Annotated in this window: 21 protein-coding genes; 14 read left to right on the top strand and 7 right to left on the bottom strand. The window is 57.3% G+C overall.

Going from position 1 to position 18619, the window contains the following annotated elements; all coding sequences use genetic code 11:
• Positions 1–6: 6 nt before the first annotated feature.
• On the top strand, positions 7–1473 hold the full coding sequence (locus ACR0KN_RS04435) for a carnitine 3-dehydrogenase (protein ID WP_480651628.1): 1467 nt from the start codon (positions 7–9) through the stop codon (positions 1471–1473).
• Positions 1470–2231: an SDR family oxidoreductase gene (locus ACR0KN_RS04430; protein WP_480651626.1), complete on the top strand. Its 762-nt coding sequence runs from the start codon at positions 1470–1472 to the stop codon at positions 2229–2231. Before ACR0KN_RS04435 ends, ACR0KN_RS04430 begins: the two co-directional genes overlap by 4 nt.
• Position 2232: 1 nt before the next feature.
• Here the strand turns inward: ACR0KN_RS04430 and ACR0KN_RS04425 are convergent, their stop codons facing one another.
• Positions 2233–2415: a hypothetical protein gene (locus ACR0KN_RS04425; RefSeq protein ID WP_010440418.1), complete on the bottom strand. Its 183-nt coding sequence runs from the start codon at positions 2413–2415 to the stop codon at positions 2233–2235.
• 76 nt (positions 2416–2491) lie between these two features.
• A complete protein-coding gene (locus ACR0KN_RS04420; protein ID WP_480651624.1) occupies positions 2492–3358 on the bottom strand; it encodes a helix-turn-helix domain-containing protein in 867 nt (288 codons plus the stop codon).
• 108 nt (positions 3359–3466) lie between these two features.
• On the opposite strand from ACR0KN_RS04420, the gene ACR0KN_RS04415 reads away from it, so the two are divergent.
• From ACR0KN_RS04415 to ACR0KN_RS04405, 3 genes are read left to right on the top strand one after another with little or no spacing between them, the layout of a single operon-like run.
• Positions 3467–3670: a DUF2061 domain-containing protein gene (locus tag ACR0KN_RS04415; RefSeq protein WP_010440411.1), complete on the top strand. Its 204-nt coding sequence runs from the start codon at positions 3467–3469 to the stop codon at positions 3668–3670.
• Positions 3663–4565 (top strand): fatty acid desaturase, encoded by a 903-nt coding sequence (locus ACR0KN_RS04410; RefSeq protein ID WP_480651622.1) that lies wholly within the window; start codon positions 3663–3665, stop codon positions 4563–4565. The genes ACR0KN_RS04415 and ACR0KN_RS04410 overlap by 8 nt, the downstream gene beginning before the upstream one ends.
• Positions 4566–4586: 21 nt before the next feature.
• Positions 4587–5489, top strand: a complete 903-nt coding sequence (locus tag ACR0KN_RS04405) for an EamA family transporter (RefSeq protein WP_260022525.1) — start codon at positions 4587–4589, stop codon at positions 5487–5489.
• Here ACR0KN_RS04405 and ACR0KN_RS04400 read toward each other — a convergent pair.
• From ACR0KN_RS04400 to ACR0KN_RS04390, 3 genes are all read right to left on the bottom strand, one after another.
• A complete protein-coding gene (locus ACR0KN_RS04400) occupies positions 5486–6838 on the bottom strand; it encodes a DEAD/DEAH box helicase (protein ID WP_170470734.1) in 1353 nt (450 codons plus the stop codon). The genes ACR0KN_RS04405 and ACR0KN_RS04400 overlap by 4 nt on opposite strands.
• A 183-nt stretch (positions 6839–7021) precedes the next feature.
• Entirely contained in the window at positions 7022–7927 is a 906-nt protein-coding gene (locus ACR0KN_RS04395; protein ID WP_480651619.1) for a glycosyltransferase family 2 protein, read from the bottom strand.
• A 41-nt stretch (positions 7928–7968) separates the two neighbouring features.
• Positions 7969–9573 (bottom strand): peptide chain release factor 3, encoded by a 1605-nt coding sequence (locus ACR0KN_RS04390; protein ID WP_480651617.1) that lies wholly within the window; start codon positions 9571–9573, stop codon positions 7969–7971.
• Between the two features lie 108 nt (positions 9574–9681).
• On the opposite strand from ACR0KN_RS04390, the gene ACR0KN_RS04385 reads away from it, so the two are divergent.
• The 8 genes from ACR0KN_RS04385 to ACR0KN_RS04350 all read left to right on the top strand — a co-directional run bounded on the left by ACR0KN_RS04385 (position 9682) and on the right by ACR0KN_RS04350 (position 17117).
• The gene (locus tag ACR0KN_RS04385) at positions 9682–10044 is read left to right on the top strand and encodes a SnoaL-like domain-containing protein (protein WP_010440398.1); all 363 of its coding nucleotides are present in this window, start codon (positions 9682–9684) and stop codon (positions 10042–10044) included.
• 70 nt (positions 10045–10114) lie between these two features.
• The gene (locus tag ACR0KN_RS04380) at positions 10115–10894 is read left to right on the top strand and encodes an SDR family oxidoreductase (protein WP_480651615.1); all 780 of its coding nucleotides are present in this window, start codon (positions 10115–10117) and stop codon (positions 10892–10894) included.
• Positions 10895–10896: 2 nt separating this feature from the next.
• Positions 10897–12009 carry a hypothetical protein gene (locus tag ACR0KN_RS04375; protein WP_480651613.1) on the top strand — a complete coding sequence of 371 codons (1113 nt, stop codon included), beginning with the start codon at positions 10897–10899 and terminating at the stop codon, positions 12007–12009.
• Positions 12010–12133: 124 nt separating this feature from the next.
• Positions 12134–13180, top strand: coding sequence for a methyltransferase domain-containing protein (locus tag ACR0KN_RS04370; protein ID WP_480651611.1), 1047 nt, complete (start codon positions 12134–12136; stop codon positions 13178–13180).
• 80 nt (positions 13181–13260) lie between these two features.
• Positions 13261–14346 carry an ABC transporter ATP-binding protein gene (locus ACR0KN_RS04365; RefSeq protein WP_029621845.1) on the top strand — a complete coding sequence of 362 codons (1086 nt, stop codon included), beginning with the start codon at positions 13261–13263 and terminating at the stop codon, positions 14344–14346.
• Positions 14347–14464: 118 nt separating this feature from the next.
• Entirely contained in the window at positions 14465–15247 is a 783-nt protein-coding gene (surE, locus tag ACR0KN_RS04360) for a 5'/3'-nucleotidase SurE (RefSeq protein WP_170470720.1), read from the top strand.
• On the top strand, positions 15244–15894 hold the full coding sequence (locus ACR0KN_RS04355) for a protein-L-isoaspartate(D-aspartate) O-methyltransferase (protein WP_010440386.1): 651 nt from the start codon (positions 15244–15246) through the stop codon (positions 15892–15894). The genes surE and ACR0KN_RS04355 overlap by 4 nt, the downstream gene beginning before the upstream one ends.
• Positions 15895–15953: 59 nt before the next feature.
• A complete protein-coding gene (locus ACR0KN_RS04350; RefSeq protein ID WP_480651608.1) occupies positions 15954–17117 on the top strand; it encodes a peptidoglycan DD-metalloendopeptidase family protein in 1164 nt (387 codons plus the stop codon).
• A 63-nt stretch (positions 17118–17180) separates the two neighbouring features.
• Here ACR0KN_RS04350 and ACR0KN_RS04345 read toward each other — a convergent pair whose 3' ends face one another.
• On the bottom strand, positions 17181–17852 hold the full coding sequence (locus ACR0KN_RS04345) for a helix-turn-helix transcriptional regulator (RefSeq protein WP_170540139.1): 672 nt from the start codon (positions 17850–17852) through the stop codon (positions 17181–17183).
• A 21-nt stretch (positions 17853–17873) separates the two neighbouring features.
• The gene (locus tag ACR0KN_RS04340; RefSeq protein ID WP_010440382.1) at positions 17874–18179 is read right to left on the bottom strand and encodes a hypothetical protein; all 306 of its coding nucleotides are present in this window, start codon (positions 18177–18179) and stop codon (positions 17874–17876) included.
• 219 nt (positions 18180–18398) lie between these two features.
• Between ACR0KN_RS04340 and ACR0KN_RS04335 the strand changes: the two genes are divergently transcribed.
• On the top strand, positions 18399–18614 hold the full coding sequence (locus tag ACR0KN_RS04335) for a twin-arginine translocase TatA/TatE family subunit (protein ID WP_010440381.1): 216 nt from the start codon (positions 18399–18401) through the stop codon (positions 18612–18614).
• The last annotated feature ends 5 nt before the right edge of the window (positions 18615–18619 follow it).

Genomic DNA, 18619 nt, shown 5'->3' with positions numbered 1-18619 from the left:
AGCGATATGAAAAAGATTGCTGCAATCATTGGTGGCGGTGTGATCGGCGGCGGATGGGCTGCGCGGTTTCTCCTGAATGGCTGGGATGTTCGGGTGTTTGATCCGGATCCGGAGGCGGAACGCAAGATTGGCGAGGTGCTGGTCAATGCACGCCGCTCCCTGCCGGGCCTGAGCGATCTGCCCCTACCGCCGGAGGGGGTGCTGAGTTTTCATGATGAGATTGGTGACGCCGTGGACGGCGCCATGTGGATTCAGGAAAGCGTACCGGAGCGGCTCGACCTGAAACTGAAGGTCTACAAAAGTCTGCAGGAGGCATGTGACCCCGGTGCCATCATTGGGTCCTCGACAAGCGGGTTCAAACCGTCTGAGCTGCAGGAAGGTGCGTCGCGGCCCGAGCAAATCGTGGTCACGCATCCATTCAACCCGGTTTATCTGTTGCCGTTGATCGAACTTGTGCCGACTGACAAAAACACGCCTGAGATGGTCGCGAAAGCGAAGGAACTGCTGACCTCGGTCGGGTTCTTTCCGTTGCATGTCAAAAAAGAGATCGACGCGCATATCGCGGACCGTTTCCTTGAGGCCGTCTGGCGCGAGGCGCTGTGGCTGGTCAAGGACGGTATCGCAACAACCGAGGAGATCGACGAAGCCATCCGCATGGGGTTTGGCATCCGCTGGGCGCAGATGGGGCTGTTCGAAACCTATCGCGTGGCCGGTGGCGAAGCCGGGATGCGGCATTTCATGGCGCAGTTTGGTCCGGCGCTGAAATGGCCCTGGACCAAGCTGATGGACGTGCCCGAGTTCACCGATGAATTGGTCGACATGATCGCGGATCAGTCGGATGCACAATCGGGGATGCACTCAATCCGTGAGTTGGAGCGCATTCGCGACAACAACCTTGTGGGCATGATGCGGGCGTTGAAGGCGCAGAACTACGGGGCCGGGGCGGTGTTGAACCAACATGACGCTGCGCTGAAACCGGGAGCCTTGCCGACCCTGGATCAAGCGGATCTGAGCCAGCCCATTCTGACGCTATCGCGCGCCGTGCCGCTGGATTGGACGGATTACAACGGCCATATGAACGAGGCCAAATACCTTGAAGCTTTTGCAGCCGCCACGGATCGGTTCATGGAGATAATCGGCTGCGACATGGAGTATATCTCGACTGGCGGCAGCTATTTCACCGCCGAGAACCACATCCGATATATGCAAGAGACCCATGCCGGTTCGCGGATCGAGTGCCGTACGCAGATGCTGTTGGGGCAGGGCAAGAAGCTGCATGTCTTCCACAGCATGTACGAAGGTGAGACGTTGTTGGCCACTGGCGAAAGCTTTTTGTTGCATGTCAGCCTTGAAACCCGCCGCCCCAGTCCGCCATCACCCGAAATCGAGGCTGCAATGGCGCGGATTGCTGAGGCGCAGGCCGGATTGCCTTATCCGGAAGGTGCGGGCGCTGCGATCCGCAAGCCTGCATGACCAGCCGGGTTCTGATTACTGCCGGCGCCTCGGGTGTCGGCCGCGCGATGGCGGAAGCGTTTGATGCTGCCGGGGCGCAGGTCTGGGTGGCGGATGTTGACGTAGATGCGCTGGCAGAATGTCCATCAGACTGGAAGCAAAGTCTATTGGACGTTTCGGATGAAATCGCTGTTTCATCTACATTCAAAGAAGTTGAGGCCGCGTGGGGTGGGCTCGACGTGCTGTGCGCGAATGCAGGGGTCGCCGGGCCGACCGCTGCGGTTGAGGATGTGCCTCTAACTGATTGGCGTTCTTGTCTTTCAGTAAATCTGGAAGGGGCGTTTTTGTGTTCCAAATACGCTGCTCCAATAATGAAGCAGCAGAGGAGTGGTGCGATCCTGATCACGTCTTCGACTGCAGGCCAATACGGCTATCCCAACCGCGCGCCTTATGCGGCGGCGAAATGGGGCATGGTAGGCCTGGGCAAAACGCTGGCGATGGAACTGGGGCCGCACGGAATCCGATGCAATGTAATCTGCCCCGGTTCAGTAGAAGGACCACGCATGGAGGGCGTGCTGCAACGCGAAGCCGTTGCAAAGGGCATGACCCGGGATCAGGTTTACAACGGTTACGCCTCGGGCACGTCCATGGGCCGCTTCGTCGAGGGGCGGGACATTGCAAACATGGCTGTATTTTTGGCGTCAGATGCGGCGCGGCTGGTGTCGGGTCAGGTGATCGCGGTGGATGGTCATACAGTCAATCCTGACCCGAAACTGTAGATCAGCCCTGATTGGGGCCGCGGATCTGGCGGATGGCGCTGCGGACGGCTTTCCAGTCCTGCGCCTCCTGCTGGTTTCCGGCAGCTTGGCTTTCGCGCATTTTCTGCGCAGCTTCGGCCTCGGCCCGATCTCCATGAGCCGTGTAAAGGGCACGTGCGTATTCTGCGGTTTTGAGTGCGTCCATTCCCGTCATCCTCCATCTCAGATCGGAATGTCTATGCGTTCGCGCCAAGTGACTATACAACAGGATATCGCTTAGGTCATGTCTGTGTAATTTCAGCACGCAATTGCTGCAAATGCGTTGGGAAATCACGGGCGGTCATCTCCGCCTCGCGCACAAGCCGATCGAAATGAAGAGTGAACACCTCAATCCGGTCGCGGTCGCGGAAGGCCATATAGTGGCTTCCAGCATAGAATACACATAGAAGCGGACCGAATATTGTAACCGGGGCAGAGTAAAGCCGTTTGGCATCAAACAGATAAATGCGAAGGCGGGGGTAGAGCTGTTTGCACAGGCTTAGCAGATGGTCGATCTGATCCAGCCGGACCTGCAGCGGCAACCCCTCGTAGTATCCGGTGGCGTGAGCAAAGCTGTGGAGCTCATAAAGCGGCATCGCAATTTCATAATCGGACTGAGCGCTGCGCATCCAGGCCAGCCGGTCCGCCGAAGCGCCAATGGCTTGATCCGCAGTACGGCCCAAATGCGGAGCGTATTCCCATTCTAAAACTGCACGGGTCTTGAGCATGTCGGGCAGGGTGGCGGGGACATAACGTATTTTGTAGCCGGCGGCCTCTTGGTGCCATTCAAAGATTCGCTCATCTACAAGCGCTCGCGCGGCTTCAGTCAGCGTAAGGGAGCTGGCCAGCAATTCCGCCGCGCTTTCAGGTCGGTTGGAAAGGCCCAACAACCAGTCGGCGGATACCCCGAGCGCCGAGGCGCAGCTGCCAACCACATGCGCATTAGGCAGGCGTGCGCCTGCTCCGGTCAGCAATTGTGAGACAGTTGATCGGTCAACACCGATGCTACGTGCCAGCGCACTCTGACTGACGTCGCGATCTTGCATCGCCCTGGCCAGGCGTTGCCGGAACTGCGAGGCACGATCCCGTTTGTCGATTTTATCAATCATATGGTGATTTATATCACCTATGTTGTGAATTGTTAATCATATTCAGAATTCCCGACCCTTGGATGTGTCTGTAACGCTGGTGTTACAAAAACAAGAATGGGGTCTGGAATGGAAACGCGACGCAGGTCGGTCGTGAAAGCGCTGGTGTGGAATGCGATGGGACTGGCGATGATGACGCTGGTTGGTTTGATCGCTACAGGCTCGGCAGCGCTTGGGGGAATGGTTGCTCTGGTCAACACGGCCATTGGTCTGACGATGTACGTGATTTACGAACGCGTATGGGCCGGGATTTCGTGGGGCCGCAATGGCTGATCCCACCACACCCAAATCGCCCGAGTGGGCGACATTTGCCCTGATCCTCGCGTGTTACTCCGTTTGGCTTGGCGTGATCTTCTGGCTGGCTGATGTGTCCTTTTGGCTGGCAATCCCAGTCATGGGGCTGGTGGCCGCTTTGCATTCCTCGCTGACTCATGAGGCGCTGCATGGACATCCCTTTCGCCAGAAATGGCTAAATGAGGCACTGATGGTGCTGCCGCTGACCTTGTTCATTCCATACAATCGGTTTCGGGACCTGCATCTGGCGCATCACTGTGATGCGAACCTGACCGATCCTTACGATGACCCTGAGACCAACTATCTTGACCCGCAGGTCTGGGCGTCTCTGGCCGGTTGGCAGAGGCGGATGTATCAGGTGAACAATACTCTGCTTGGGCGGATGGTTCTGGGGCCTGCAATTGGGCAGATTGCGTTCCTGAGGGATGAAATACGAGGTGCATTGCACGGGGATCGGGAGATTCTGTTGGCATGGGCGTTACATTTGCCCGGCGTTGTTGCGGTGCTTTGGATCGTCACACTTTCGCAAATGCCGATTTGGGCCTTTGCCTTATCTGCCTATATCGGGCTGGGTCTGGTCAAGATCCGCACATTCCTGGAGCATCGCGCCCATGAGAAATCCCGTGCCCGGACCGTGATTGTCGAAGATCGTGGCATCCTTGCATTTCTGTTTCTTAACAACAACCTGCACGTCGTTCATCATATGAATCCAGCCGCGCCGTGGTACCGTTTGCCGACACTCTACCGTGCAGGAAAAGAGCGCTATCTGGCTTGTAACGAGGCCTATGTATACCGTTCATATACGCAGATATTTCGGGAATATTTCTGGCGCGCCAAGGATCCGGTGGCGCATCCGCTCTGGCCAAAGCCTTGATTTAACGACAGAAGGGAAACCATGAGTTTATGGATTCCCGTCACTATCGCAGCCGCATCGTTCCAGACGGTGCGGTTCATGCTGCAGAAATCGCTGAGCAGTGCGAAACTTACGGCTGCCGGGGCGACATTTGCACGATTTGCCTATTCGATGCCGTTGGCCTTGCTGGGGCTTATTATTGCCTTGGGCGCGACAGGGTACGAATTACCAGCGTTGACGGCGAAGTTCTGGATCTTTGCGGTAATCGGCGGGACCTCGCAGATATTGGCCACGATCTGCGTTGTGGCGCTGTTCAAGCAGCGTAACTTTGCAGTTGGGATTACGTTCAAGAAAACCGAGGTTATTCAAACCGCTATCGTTGGGTTCCTCATCCTCGGCGATCAGGTGTCAACCGGGGCGCTTGGAGCAATTCTGCTTGGATTGCTGGCCGTTCTGCTGCTGTCAAAAACACCCGGAGGCACCGGGGCTTGGTGGCAACATCTAACAAACAAAGCCTCGCGCCTTGGTCTGGGCTCAGGCGTATTGTTCGCCTTTTCCTCGGTCAGCTATCGCGGTGCCTCACTGCAACTGGGCGATATCGATGCGTGGTTCCGGGCACTGGTGACGCTGGCTGCGGTGGTCACGTTCCAGTTCCTCAGCATGTGGCTATGGCTGCTGTGGCGGGACCGGGCCGAGTTGCGCGCAGTGTGGGAAACCCGTCAGACCGGGATCTTCGTAGGTCTGACCAGCCTATGCGGTTCGTTCTGCTGGTTCTTTGCATTCACACTACAGAACGCGGCCTATGTGAAGGCGCTGGGTCAGATCGAACTGATCCTCAGCCTGTTCGCATCGCTGCTGTTTTTCCGCGAAACCATTACCCGGCGAGAGGTCGCCGGGATGACATTGCTTGGCCTGTCGATACTGGCGCTTGTCCTGACGATCTAGCCAGCGCGACGCTCATCAAAGCTGAGCGCAATAAAGCTGGGTAGGTGATCGCCCATGCCCACAACTGCTGGCCCGCCATCTTCGCGACGACCACGGCCACGGGATTTGGGCTCACGCTCTTTACGACTTTCGCTTTTCTTGCTTTCCGAGGTTTTGGCCTTTTTCTCAGGCTTCGGCGCGTCTGGCTTCGGCTCATCGGCCTTTACAGGATTGTCGATGCGCGGAATGTCTTTTTGGATCAGGCTTTCAATCGCCGCCAGAGCCTTTTCATCGCGACCCGAGCAAATCGTGATTGCCTTGCCTTCGCGCCCGGCGCGACCCGTGCGGCCGATGCGGTGGACATAATCCTCAGCATGGCCGGGAACGTCGAAGTTAAACACATGGCTGACCGAGGGAATATCCAGGCCCCGCGCCGCCACGTCCGATGCCACCAGCAGCCGCAACGATCCATCGCGGAACCCGTCCAGTGTTTTCATTCGCTGTGACTGGTCCAGATCACCATGGATCGCGGCAGCGTTATAGCCGTATTTCTTCAGCGATTTGGCGCAAATATCTACATCGGTCTTGCGGTTGCAGAAGATGATAGCGTTGGTGCATTTGTCGCCCTCGGCATCGATCAGAGCGCGCAGGGTTTTGCGTTTCTGGCTGGCTTCGCGATCACGACGGCCGCCTTTGAACATCACCACACCCTGTTCGATAGTTTCCGAAGCTGTGGCCTGTCGGGCAACCTCGACACGGGTGGGGGCCGACAGGAAGGTGTCAGTGATCCGTTCGATCTCGGGCGCCATGGTGGCTGAGAAGAACAGGGTCTGGCGGGTAAATGGCGTCAGCGAGAAGATGCGCTCGATATCCGGGATAAAGCCCATGTCGAGCATCCGGTCGGCCTCATCCACAACCATGATCTGCACGCCGGTCAGCAACAGTTTGCCACGCTCGAAATGATCCAGCAGACGGCCCGGAGTGGCGATCAACACGTCAACACCGCGATCGATCAGGGCATCTTGTTCCTTGAACGAAACGCCACCGATCAGCAGCGCTTTGGTCAGCTTGAGATGCTTGGCGTAGGTGTCGAAGTTTTCGGCCACCTGCGCCGCCAGTTCCCGCGTCGGACAAAGGACCAGCGAGCGGGGCATCCGCGCCCGTGCGCGTCCACGGGCCAGCAGTGTGATCATCGGCAGGGTGAAGCTGGCGGTTTTGCCGGTGCCGGTTTGGGCGATCCCCAGAACATCACGCCCCTCCAGCGCGGCTGGTATTGCACCTTCCTGGATCGGGGTCGGAGTTTCGTATCCGGCTTCCTCAATTGCTTTGAGGACCTTCGGGTTCAGGTTCAGTTCGTTAAACTTTGTCATGTATGTCCGGTTCATGCGGACACTAGACCTGGCCCGCGCGTCAGAAAATGCCGGGCCCGGATGGCCATGCGCCCCATGCGCGTTTCGGCTGTGGCGCGGGCATAACAAAAACGTAGGGCAGGGTCAAATGAAGACGGGTTAACCAGCGGTTTATCCCTCAGTAACAGGGATTTCTGCAACAATTCAAATGGTTCCGGGGAAGTGTTTCGCGACTTTTCGGTTCAAATCGAGGGGGCGACGCCGGATCATGTCGTTATCTTCAAGCCGTTCCAGCACTTCCGGGTCGGCAGCGCTGATTTCATCGTAAAACTCTTTTAGGCCATCGAGGCCGAATTCTGATTCCAAAAGGCTGAACAATTCAAACTTGTGTAGCGCACCGATCTTTTGCGAGCGATCCGGGGTGGCTTGATACGAGCCCTGTTCGAGGCGGAAGCGGTAGTGGGCCAGCCAATGCTCCCAATCCGGGGCGTGCCGATGGCACAGGTCGATCTGCGGCAGCTCGGTTCTGACCGGTAGAAATTCGCCGTGCTGATAGAGATTGTGGATGCGGTCGCTCAACTTCTTCAGGCCCCGGCGCACGAACAGCTTGCCCTGAATGTGGCTCATGAAACCGGCCAAAACATAAGCGCCGAATTTGGGGTAGAGCGAATCGACCAGCGCCTGTCTGTTCTTTCCTTCGGGAATGAAGGCTTTGTAGAGGTCCTCGCCCCCCGCCAGAGCCTCTGTCGGGCGGACGCGGACGGCGGGGATGTCATCGGGAATGTCGCGCAGCAGGTCTGGGATCGGGACCATCGGCCACAGAAACTCGTCAACGTCGATATGCGCGACCCAGTCCAGATCGGTCCGACTATAGATCAGATTGGCATTCGACGATTGCCGGACCTGATGTTTGTCCGGCCTCTCACGACCGCGACGCTTCCAGAACGCCGCATCGCAAGTGCGCACCCGGATCCGGGGGTGTTCGCGCAGGGCGGTGATGTCGCCTTGGACCGGCTCGTCCAGAAAGATGTGAATCCGGTCCGCGCCGATATCGAGGTGGTGGGCGGCAAAGCGCAGAATATCTTCACGCGGGGCGCGGATCGTGGACACAATCCCCCATGTGGTCTTTTCTGGATTGGCCGCGGAATCCGTCAGGTCATCATTTCCTTCGTCGCGGTCAGGTTCAGCGCTGGATAGTCACGAACCACCCGGTCAATATCCCATTGCAGACGCGTCAGATAGACGATGTCGCCGTCATGGTCATGCGCGATGTGCTGTTTGTTGGCGTTAACGAATTTGTCGACCTCGGGCTTTTCACCGCTGACCCAGCGGGCCGAGGTGAATTGAGACGCCTCAAACCGCACAGGGAGACCGTATTCCATCTCGATCCTACTGGCGAGCACTTCGAATTGCAGCGCACCGACAACCCCGACGATAAAGCCTGAGCCGATCGAGGGTTTAAAGACCTTGGCCGCGCCTTCCTCGGCAAACTGCATCAGGGCTTTTTCCAGATGCTTGGCCTTCATTGGGTCACCAGCGCGCACCGTTTGCAGCAGTTCTGGTGCGAAGGAGGGGATGCCGGTTACTCGGATTGCCTCACCCTCGGTCAGCGTGTCACCGATGCGCAGTTGACCGTGGTTAGGGATGCCAATGATGTCTCCGGCCCAGGCTTCTTCGGCCAGTTCCCGGTCGGACGCGAGGAACAGGACGGGGTTCGAGATCGCCATCGGCTTTTTCGACCGTACATGGGTCAACTTCATGCCACGTTTGAAATGACCGCTTGCCATGCGGACAAAGGCCACCCGGTCGCGGTGCTTGGGGTCCATATTGGCTTGAACTTTAAACACGAACCCGGCCACTTTCTTCTCATCGGGTGCGATCTGACGCGGTTCTGCCGACTGAACCTGAGGCTGCGGGCCATAGGCGCCGATGCCCTCCATCAACTCTTTCACACCAAATGAGTTGATCGCCGAGCCGAACCAGATCGGGGTCATGTGCCCTTCCAACACCGCCTGCGGGTCGAGTTTAGGCAGCAATTCGCGCGCCATCTCGACCTCTTCCAGCAGTTTGTCCAGCAGTTCAGCCGGCACATGCTCGGCCAGCTTGGGGTCATCCAGCCCGTTGATCTGGATGCTTTCGGCCACCTTGTTGCGATCGGCGCGGTCCATCAGCTCGAGCCGGTCACGCAGCATGTCGTAGCAACCAATAAAATCGCGACCCACGCCAATCGGCCACGCGGCAGGCGTGACGTCGATGGCCAGCATCTCCTGAATTTCGTCGATGATCTCGAACGTATCGCGGCTTTCGCGGTCCATCTTGTTACAGAAGGTCAGGATCGGCAGATCGCGCAGGCGGCAGACCTCGAACAGTTTCTGCGTTTGGCTTTCCACACCTTTCGCACCGTCAATGACCATGACGGCGGCGTCTACGGCGGTCAGCGTGCGATAGGTATCTTCCGAGAAATCCGAGTGGCCGGGGGTGTCCACCAGATTGAACCGGAAATTCCCGTAGTCGAAGGACATCGCCGAGGCCGAGACCGAGATACCGCGATCTTTCTCCATCTGCATAAAGTCCGACCGCGTGCGCCGTGCCTCACCCTTGGCGCGCACCTGACCGGCCATTTGAATGGCACCCCCGTAAAGCAGGAACTTTTCCGTCAGCGTTGTTTTGCCCGCATCCGGGTGCGAGATGATGGCGAATGTCCGGCGACGGGCAATCTCGGGCGGCAGGGTGGGTTGGTTCGAGGTATCAGGCATAAACGCGCGTATAGGCGGGGAATCCTGCCGAGGCAAGACAAAGGGGTGGTTCGAATCATGGGGGTATGGCAATAAGAACATATAGTGAACAAAATATGGAGTGGACCAATGAATTTGAAAGAAATCGCAGACGAATTGGTTGCGGGTTGCCGAGAAAACCGAGCCAAAGAAAATCTGGACAAGCTTTACGCAGCGGATGCTGTCTCGGTCGAGGCTGCGGATGCAATGGGCATGGGCCGCGAAACTCATGGCCGTGACGCAATACGAGGCAAACATGAGTGGTGGGAAGGCGCGCACGAGGTTTCAGGCGCGTCTGTGAGTGATCCGTTCCCGCATGGCGAAGACCGCTTTGCAGTCATCTTCGAAGTTCAGGGCAAGGTGAAGGAGTCTGGTGAGAGCTTTGATATGCGCGAAGTTGCTGTTTATCACGTCGCCGACGGCAAGATCGTGCGGGAAGAGTTCTTCTATTGAGCCACTGATCCGTTTCTGGCCTTCCTTGTCGGGCCGATGCTAAATGAGGGCAAAGATAGGGAGGGTCAGAATGGATCTTGGGATTCGTGGAAAACGTGCGTTGGTTTGCGCCAGCAGCAAAGGATTGGGTCTGGGCTGCGCTGAGGCGCTGGCCGAAGCCGGTGTCGACCTGGTGATGAACGCACGCGGGGCTGAGGCGCTGGAAGCCGAGGCAACACGTTTGCGGTCGTCATATGGCGTTGCCGTACAGACCGTCGCTTGTGACGTCACAACATCTGAAGGTCAGGCTGAGGTGATAAACGCCGCGCAGGGAGTTGATATCCTTGTTACAAACGCAGGTGGGCCGCCTCCGGGGCTTTGGTCTGATTGGGAACGCGACGACTTCATCAAAGCGCTGGATGCAAACATGCTGACACCGATTACGTTCATGAAGGCTCTGCTTCCGGGAATGATGGATAAAGGCTGGGGCCGTGTGGTGAATATCACCTCACAATCCGTACGTGCACCGATCGCTGTTTTGGGATTGTCGAATGCGGCGCGTACTGGTCTGACCGGATACGTGGCGGGCACTTCGCGGCAGGTGGCGCCGCACGGGGTGACAATTAATAATCTGCTGCCAGGAATCCATGCAACCGATCGGGCGGACGCACTGGATGGCGGTGTGTCGGCGCAGAAGGGTATCTCGATCGATGATGCACGGGCAGAGCGCGCCGCGACCATTCCAGCGCGCCGCTATGGAACGCGGGAAGAATTCGGGGCGACTTGCGCATTTTTATGTTCACAACATGCCGGTTTCATCGTCGGGCAGAATATTTTGCTGGATGGTGGGGGCACTAATCTGACGATGTAAGCATGGCGCAAAACTTTCCTCTGAAAGATCAACTCTTCAACGCTGAAAAAGTAAGCTATCTTGCGGGCTTGTTCGCGGAAGCTGACCCTCAATTCGACGCAGGTGCACTCGAAGCACGAATAATGTCGCGATTGCTTGAGCTGGAATTGAAAGAGCGGATGGCCTGGATTGCAGAATGTTTGCAAGAAACCGTTCCGGGTGATCTTCCAACGGTTGCCCCGGTCATTTTGGATGCGCTGCCGCCGCCGCTTGATCCCGGCCAGAGTGATAATGACTTCGGCGATTTCATTTTTGCGCCTCTGGGCGATTGGGTCTGCGCGATCGGGCTGGATCACCCTGAATTGTCGCTGGACGTCTTGGAAGAGCTTACGCAACGCTTTTCTATGGAATGGGCGATCCGCCCTTTCCTGAACCACCATCTCGAGAAAGTTTTTGAGCGTATGCAGAACTGGTGTTGCCATCCCAGCTACCACGTGCGTCGTTTGGTCAGTGAAGGGACGCGACCACGTTTGCCTTGGGGGCAGGCCGTTGGCTTGGACGTGTCCGATCCTTTGCCGTTGCTTGACCAGCTGCATGGGGATCAGACGCGGTACGTGACACGTTCAGTCGCCAACCATCTGAATGACATCACCAAGAAAGACCCCGGTCTGGTGCTGGAACGACTGCGTAAGTGGGAGGAGGAACAGCAACAGGATCCGGAAGAGTTGCAGTGGATGACAGCGCACGCTTTGCGGGGTCTGGTAAAGTCTGGGCACCCGGGCGCGATGAGAGCTCTTGGTTATGATCCCGATGCTGATATCGCGGTCGAAGTTCAGGTGAATGGTCCGGCTCGGATTGGTGAGGCGCTTGATTTCGAAGCGCGATTGAAGGGTGCGAACGGACAGCCTGTGTTGATCGATTATATCGTACATTTTCAAAGGCCTGGGGGGAAGGTTTCACCTAAAGTTCACAAGTTCAAACAAACCAGTTTGGAAGAAGGACGATTGGTCGTCACAAAGCGCCACAAGCTCAAGGGCAACGCGACCACATTCAAACTGGTGCCCGGGCCACATCGGTTAGAGGTTCAGGTGAACGGACGGGTGCGCGCGGGCGTGGATTTCGAATTGCTCGGCTGAGCGCGGTCACGGTATCGTCAAATCGGACGGTGGTGGATTGCACGGTTCGGCTTGCTGCATTAACTGCAGTGCAACCAGTGATAACATTAACTGCAGTGCAACCAGTGATAAAAGGAATGCCGCGATGAAGCATGAAGCTGTGCAGAACTACTATGGCGAAGTGCTGCGAGGCAGTGCGGATTTGCAAACGAATGCATGCTGTACCCCGGATGATATGCCGGATCACGTCAAGAAAATTCTATCGCAAATTCATGATGATGTGCTGACACGTTACTATGGGTGTGGGCTAATTGCTCCGCTGGATCTGGAAGGAATGCACATCCTTGATCTGGGCTGTGGCGCGGGGCGGGATGTGTATGCTCTGTCGGCGATGGTTGGTGAGAATGGCCGTGTTTTCGGCGTCGACATGACGCCGGAACAGTTGGATGTTGCGCGCGTTCAACAGGATTATCACGCTGAGGCATTTGGGCATTCCAAAAGCAATGTAGAGTTTCATCACGGTTTTATCGAAAAGCTGGATGAGTTGGACCTAGAACCGGGATCGTTCGATATCATTGTCTCGAACTGCGTAATCAATCTGGCGACTGACAAGGCTGCTGTACTGCGCGGGGCCCATCGTTTGCTGAAAAAAGGCGGTGAGATGTATTTCTCGGACGTCTATGCCGACCGCCGGGTGCCCAAAGCCATGGCCGAAGATGAGGTGCTATACGGTGAGTGCTTGTCGGGGGCGCTCTATTGGAATGACTTCCTGTCGATGTCGCGCGCTGCCGGGTTTGGTGATCCGCGTAGGGTCACGCATCGTCCTTTGACGATCGAAAACTCTGCTCTGGAGGAAAGGGTGGCACCGCTCAGCTTTATTTCGGCCACATACCGTCTGTTCAAGCTGCCCGAGCTTGAGCCGGCTTGTGAAGACTACGGTCAGGCTGTGATCTACAAGGGCACAGTGCCGCATGCGCCACATGAGTTTGTGTTGGATGACCACCACAAGATTGAGACCGGCAAAGTGTTCCCGGTCTGTGGCAATACTTGGATGATGTTGCAAGACACTCGTTTTGCACGACATTTCGAGTTCATCGGCGATTTCTCTACCCACTATGGGATCTTCGAAGGATGCGGCGGTGATAGCCCGTTTGTTGTACAGGGCGAAGCTGCGTCAACTGGGTGTTGCTGATCCCTTGCGCCTGAAGGGCGGGGTTGCTATCCCCGCCTAAGCCCGATGGAATTGATCGGGAAAGGCAACGGGGTCCATCGGTGACAGTGACGACAACTCCTCCTCGATTGGAAATCCGCAATCTGGTTGCGCGCTTTGCTGGGCGGACGGTTGTGGATGATGTGTCCTTGACCGTTCAGGCAGGGCAGGTGACCTGTCTGCTGGGACCGTCAGGTTGTGGCAAGTCAACCACCTTGCGCATGATCGCTGGCGTCGAGATGCAGACCTCGGGCGAGATTTATGTCGATGGCAAATTGATCTGCGACACTGTGTTTCGAGTGCCCCCTGAACGGCGCGAGATTGGGCTGATGTTTCAGGATTTTGCTCTGTTTCCGCACCTCAGCGTGGCAGACAACGTCGCGTTTGGCCTGAAGGGCAGCAAAGAGCAGAAGCGCGCGCGGGTTGAGGAGTTGCTGACCAAAGTCGATTTGATGCGGTTTATTGATGGATTTCCGCATCAGTTGTCGGGAGGGGAGCAACAGCGTGTGGCTTTGGCGCGGGCGCTTGCGCCACGTCCAAGGATCATGCTGATGGATGAGCCGTTCTCGGGCCTCGATAACCGTCTACGAGACGGTATTCGAGATGAGACGTTGGCAGTCCTTAAGGAAGAGGATGCTGCCGTTCTGTTGGTCACGCATGAGCCGGACGAGGCGATGCGGATGGCCGATGAGATCGCGCTGATGCGGCGCGGCAAGATTGTGCAGCAAGGGGCGCCGTACAATGTCTATACCCGTCCTGCAGACAAGGCTGCAGTTGCATTCTTTAGTGATGTCAATGTGTTGAAGTCCCAAGTTAATGGTGCTTTGGCGCATACTCCGTTTGGCCGTTTTCTCGCGCCTGGTGTGCCGGACGCAACCGATGTTGAAATTGTGTTCCGGCCCCAGCATGTCAAACTGGATTTCGACCGCAATGGCAAAGGGCCTGCGCCGACACCTACAGACGGTGTTGCAGCCCGAGGCGTGGTTGAGCGTGCTCGATTTCTGGGAAATGAAAGCCTTGTCGAGTTTCGCATGGACTACGATGGCTCGATCCTGAAGGCCACGGTTCCTAACGTCTTTGTGCCCAAAGAGGGCCGGGTCATGTGGCTGACAATTCGCCGCGACCGGTGTTTTGTGTTCCCGGCCTGACGCTCAGACCCTGCATTTTCACCCAAGTGGTGCGTGAAAGCCTCAGATTGCGTATGCGCATTGCTTGTCGCAGCGCAGAGGCGGGTCTATCAAGGGCAAAACGAGGGGTGGACCGGGCATGCGAATTCTTCTGACCAATGATGACGGCATCAACGCGCCGGGACTGATCGTGCTGGAAGCGATTGCAGCTGAACTGGCTGGCCCCGAAGGCGAGGTTTGGGTGGTCGCACCTGCATTTGAGCAATCAGGCGTCGGTCATTGCATCAGCTATACCCACCCGATGATGGTGGCCAAACTGGGTGAGCGTCGCTTTGCCGCCGAAGGGTCTCCCGCGGATTGCGTTTTGGCCGGCCTGCACGACGTGATGAAAGACGCTCCGCCCGATCTGGTGTTGTCCGGGGTGAACCGGGGCAATAACTCGGCTGAAAACACCTTGTATTCCGGTACGATCGGTGGGGCGATGGAGGCTGCCCTGCAGGGTCTGCCCGCGATTGCCTTGTCACAGTATTTTGGCCCGCGCAATTTGGGGCTGGAAGATCCGTTTGAGGCAGCAGCCCGTTACGGAGCGGGGCTTGTTCGGCGCATTTTGGATGCCACCCCGCCAGAATCGGGCGATTACCGCCTGTTCTACAACGTAAATTTTCCACCGGTTCCCGCTGATGAAGTGCTGGGTGCCCGGGTAGCACCGCAGGGATTCCGCCGCGATACGCATTTCTCGGTCGAACCCCACAGCTCGCCGTCGGGGCGGCGGTTCCTGTGGATCAAGGGCGGATATCAGCACAACCCGACTGCTCCGGGCACGGATGCCGCCGTTAACCTTGAAGGGTATATCTCGGTGACACCGATGCGAGCCGATCTGACCGCCCACGACACACTTGAGGCGTTGAAGGTCATCGAATGACAGGACCTAGCGCTGAAACCATCATGCAGTTCCTATTTGCGCTGCGTTCGCGCGGGGTCACTGATGCGCGCGTTCTGGCCGCAATGGAGCAAATCGACAGGGGGCAGTTTGTGAGGGGCCTGTTTGCCCAGCGGGCTTATGAGGACACACCATTGCCGATTGCCTGTGGTCAGACCATCAGCCAACCGTCGGTTGTGGGTCTGATGACGCAAGCTTTGCAAGTGCGCCCGCGGGACACGGTTCTAGAGGTGGGCACTGGATCGGGTTATCAGGCGGCGATTCTGTCCAAACTGGCGCGCCGGGTTTATACTGTTGAACGCCATAAACGGCTGGTGCGTGAAACTGGTGAGCTGTTTCGTGAGTTGGGGCTGACAAATGTGACGGCGATGCTGTCGGATGGTTCTTTTGGATTGTCCGAACAGGCACCGTTCGACCGTATCATTGTAACCGCTGCCGCCGAAGATCCTCCGGGGCCACTCTTGGCGCAGTTGAAAATCGGCGGTATCATGGTGTTACCCGTGGGCCAGTCGGATGCGGTGCAGACCCTGATCCGGGTCACGCGTACCGAGACCGGTCTGGATTACGACGAATTGTTGCCGGTCCGTTTTGTGCCTCTGCTTGAGGGGCTGGGAAAAGACGGAGCGTAAAGGTATATTAAAAGGCGCCGGAACCCCGGAGAACAGGGGCAGGTGTTGAGGACAAAAAAATGAGAGCAGTTTCCAATTCAGCAATGCGCCGTTGTGTAACGGGCGTGGCCGTGCTGGCAATTCTGACCGGGTGCGAAGGACCGTTCGACTATGACTTGCGCGGGAATGTTGGCGGGTTTTCTACGACCGATGCCGCTCTGGCAGCCACCGCCAGCCGACCGTCGCCGGATGCACAGGGAGTGATAACCTATCCAAACTATCAAGTGGCAGTGGCCCGCAGGGGGGATACGGTTGGTGATGTCGCTGCCCGTATCGGCATGCCAGTGGCCGAACTGGCGCGATTTAATGGTTTGCAGCCGAATGACTCTCTACGGGACGGCGAAGTGCTTGCACTGCCGCGTTCAGTCGGTACTTCGAGTGGTGTTGATATTGCAACCATAGCCGGGACTGCGATTGATGACGCACCCGATACCGGTTCGGTTCAGACATCCACCCTGCAACCTGCGCAACCCGCCGCGACCCCTGCGCCTGCTGCATCCGGGCCAGAGCCCATTCGGCATAAGGTAAAACGCGGCGAAACCGCCTATACGATTTCGCGTCTCTATCAGGTGTCTGTAGAATCGCTTGCTGAATGGAACGGGTTAGGATCGGATTTCACCGTGCGTGAGGACCAGTATCTGCTGATCCCCGTCAAGGATCAGGCAGCGCCGCGCGTTGCCGCACCAGCAGCAACCGCGACGGCTGTGACACAGCCGGGAGAAGGCTCTCCGACGCCAACGCCACCAAGCGCGACACAGCCATTGCCGGATGAGAAGGTTGCCGCTGCAACACCCGCACCAGATGTAACTGCCGAAGCCCCTACGAATTCAGGCAGTTCAGCATTGGCAGCGCCTGTGAACGGGACGATCATTCGCACTTATGCCAAAGGCAAGAACGAAGGGATCGACATTGCGGCGTCTCCAGGTGCTTCTGTAACGGCGGCCGAGGCGGGCACAGTTGCAGCGATCACGGAAGACGCCGATCAGGTTCCGATCATTGTGGTCAAGCACAACAATGATTTACTGACCGTCTACGCCAATGTCGACAATATCACTGTGAAGAAGGGTGACAGGGTGCGACGGGGTCAGAAAATCGCCGCGCTGCGTGGTGGCGACAATGCCTATGTGCATTTTGAGGTGCGTCAGGGGTTCGAGTCGGTTGATCCTGAGCCCTATCTGAAGTGACCTGAATGGCCCGTTCCGGGCCATGCCTCCGGCGGGGATATTTGTGGCCAGATGAAGGGCGGTTCACCCATAGGGGTCATAGTCGCTAAGCCGTTTTCCGGGTTCGTCTGAAAAGAGTTCTGGCAAGGGTGTGATGGCCTCGATCAGGTCGATGCGGAAAACGCGGAAGCCATTGCGAAGTTCGCACCATGCGGTGAGGGTCCAGACGCGGCCCCAGTATTCCATGTGCAACGGGCGGATGGTGCGGTCGGTCAGGATCCCGTCAATGCGGCGGTAACTCAGTTGTAATTTCTGGCGCGATTTGATCGCAGCGCGGATCGGGGCCATGTGGGCCAATCCGCGCGCAGCATCGGCAAACGGGTAGACGGCGAATTTCCAGGTGTCGGCCTCTGCCACGACTTGAGTGGGCAGTACGGCGTCAATCTTGTCGGCCAGAGATTCAGCGGCGGACTTGAGATCGGGATCGGCGGCTTCAGCCACGATGGCCATGCCGAGGTTCAGAGCCTCAAGCTCGGCAGGTGTCAGGTTCAGCGGGGGTAGGGTGATCTGTTCCCGCACCATGTAACCCACGCCGCGTTCACCTTCGACCGGCACGCCCGACGCCACCAGCGTATCCATATCGCGATAGATCGTGCGGACCGACACTTCGAGCCGGTCCGCTATGTCCTGCGCGCGGTGCAGCTTGCCATCGCGCAGGATCTGGATGATATCGAACAGGCGGTCAGTACGGCGCATGACACGCCGTCTGAGCCGCGGTTAGGCGGTCATGTTCCATAGCACGGTCTCGTGGCGCATCTGAGCGCTTTCGGGATTGATTGCCGCCATCAGAGCGGGTGCAAAATCTTGTTGCATGAAAGCAGCCGCAGCATCTTTGGCGGATTTCATATCTGCCCAGACAACATAATCCGTCCAGCGACCATCTTCGCCCTGACTCAGTTGGCGATGGGCAAAGCCGGGGGCGGCGCGGACAAATGCTTCGGATGCTTGGCTCAGTTTCACGAACTGTTCGGGTTTTGTGCCTTCGGCAAGTGTGAAAGTGACGATTTCTGCGACATGGGTCATGTGGTTCTCCGTTGACCAGGTTTCGATATCGTCCTTCTAGGCCACTACAACTGACATAAACCTGTCAGTTGGGAAATGCCAGCCCGCAAAAATTGTGCGATCCGTTCAAATTCGCGCGCGGAATTGATCTGGCGCACTTTTGCAATGGCCCGTACGGGCGTAGACACAGGGCCAGATCGTATTCCCGGCGCGATGCGCCGACGTAGAAGGAGACAAGACATGCTCAACAATATTGGCCTTCCGGGTATCCTGCTCATTGCTGTTGTGGTTCTCGTCCTATTTGGACGTGGCAAGATCAGCTCGTTGATGGGTGAAGTGGGTAAAGGCATCACCTCGTTCAAGAAAGGCATCAAGGAAGGTTCGGAAGAGCTGGAACAGGACGCCTCCGAGCTGGCTAAAGACGTCACCCCTGAGACCGACAAAGACAAGGTCTGAGCTTA

The sequence above is a fragment of the Ruegeria sp. AP7 genome (genome assembly GCF_056539905.1).
The sequence above is the reverse complement of the archived record's forward strand: the minus strand, read 5'-3'. Positions and strand labels throughout refer to the sequence as shown.

Coding starts and splice junctions, on each gene's coding strand:
- ACR0KN_RS04385 (WP_010440398.1), top strand. CDS start 9,682: ATGAATTTGAAAGAAATCGCAGACGAATTGGTTGCGGGTTGCCGAGAA.
- ACR0KN_RS04400 (WP_170470734.1), bottom strand. CDS start 6,838: ATGACAAAGTTTAACGAACTGAACCTGAACCCGAAGGTCCTCAAAGCA.
- ACR0KN_RS04435 (WP_480651628.1), top strand. CDS start 7: ATGAAAAAGATTGCTGCAATCATTGGTGGCGGTGTGATCGGCGGCGGA.
- ACR0KN_RS04390 (WP_480651617.1), bottom strand. CDS start 9,573: ATGCCTGATACCTCGAACCAACCCACCCTGCCGCCCGAGATTGCCCGT.
- ACR0KN_RS04405 (WP_260022525.1), top strand. CDS start 4,587: ATGAGTTTATGGATTCCCGTCACTATCGCAGCCGCATCGTTCCAGACG.
- ACR0KN_RS04380 (WP_480651615.1), top strand. CDS start 10,115: ATGGATCTTGGGATTCGTGGAAAACGTGCGTTGGTTTGCGCCAGCAGC.
- surE (WP_170470720.1), top strand. CDS start 14,465: ATGCGAATTCTTCTGACCAATGATGACGGCATCAACGCGCCGGGACTG.
- ACR0KN_RS04430 (WP_480651626.1), top strand. CDS start 1,470: ATGACCAGCCGGGTTCTGATTACTGCCGGCGCCTCGGGTGTCGGCCGC.
- ACR0KN_RS04350 (WP_480651608.1), top strand. CDS start 15,954: ATGAGAGCAGTTTCCAATTCAGCAATGCGCCGTTGTGTAACGGGCGTG.
- ACR0KN_RS04355 (WP_010440386.1), top strand. CDS start 15,244: ATGACAGGACCTAGCGCTGAAACCATCATGCAGTTCCTATTTGCGCTG.
- ACR0KN_RS04335 (WP_010440381.1), top strand. CDS start 18,399: ATGCTCAACAATATTGGCCTTCCGGGTATCCTGCTCATTGCTGTTGTG.
- ACR0KN_RS04410 (WP_480651622.1), top strand. CDS start 3,663: ATGGCTGATCCCACCACACCCAAATCGCCCGAGTGGGCGACATTTGCC.
- ACR0KN_RS04370 (WP_480651611.1), top strand. CDS start 12,134: ATGAAGCATGAAGCTGTGCAGAACTACTATGGCGAAGTGCTGCGAGGC.
- ACR0KN_RS04425 (WP_010440418.1), bottom strand. CDS start 2,415: ATGGACGCACTCAAAACCGCAGAATACGCACGTGCCCTTTACACGGCT.
- ACR0KN_RS04345 (WP_170540139.1), bottom strand. CDS start 17,852: ATGCGCCGTACTGACCGCCTGTTCGATATCATCCAGATCCTGCGCGAT.
- ACR0KN_RS04415 (WP_010440411.1), top strand. CDS start 3,467: ATGGAAACGCGACGCAGGTCGGTCGTGAAAGCGCTGGTGTGGAATGCG.
- ACR0KN_RS04340 (WP_010440382.1), bottom strand. CDS start 18,179: ATGACCCATGTCGCAGAAATCGTCACTTTCACACTTGCCGAAGGCACA.
- ACR0KN_RS04375 (WP_480651613.1), top strand. CDS start 10,897: ATGGCGCAAAACTTTCCTCTGAAAGATCAACTCTTCAACGCTGAAAAA.
- ACR0KN_RS04420 (WP_480651624.1), bottom strand. CDS start 3,358: ATGATTGATAAAATCGACAAACGGGATCGTGCCTCGCAGTTCCGGCAA.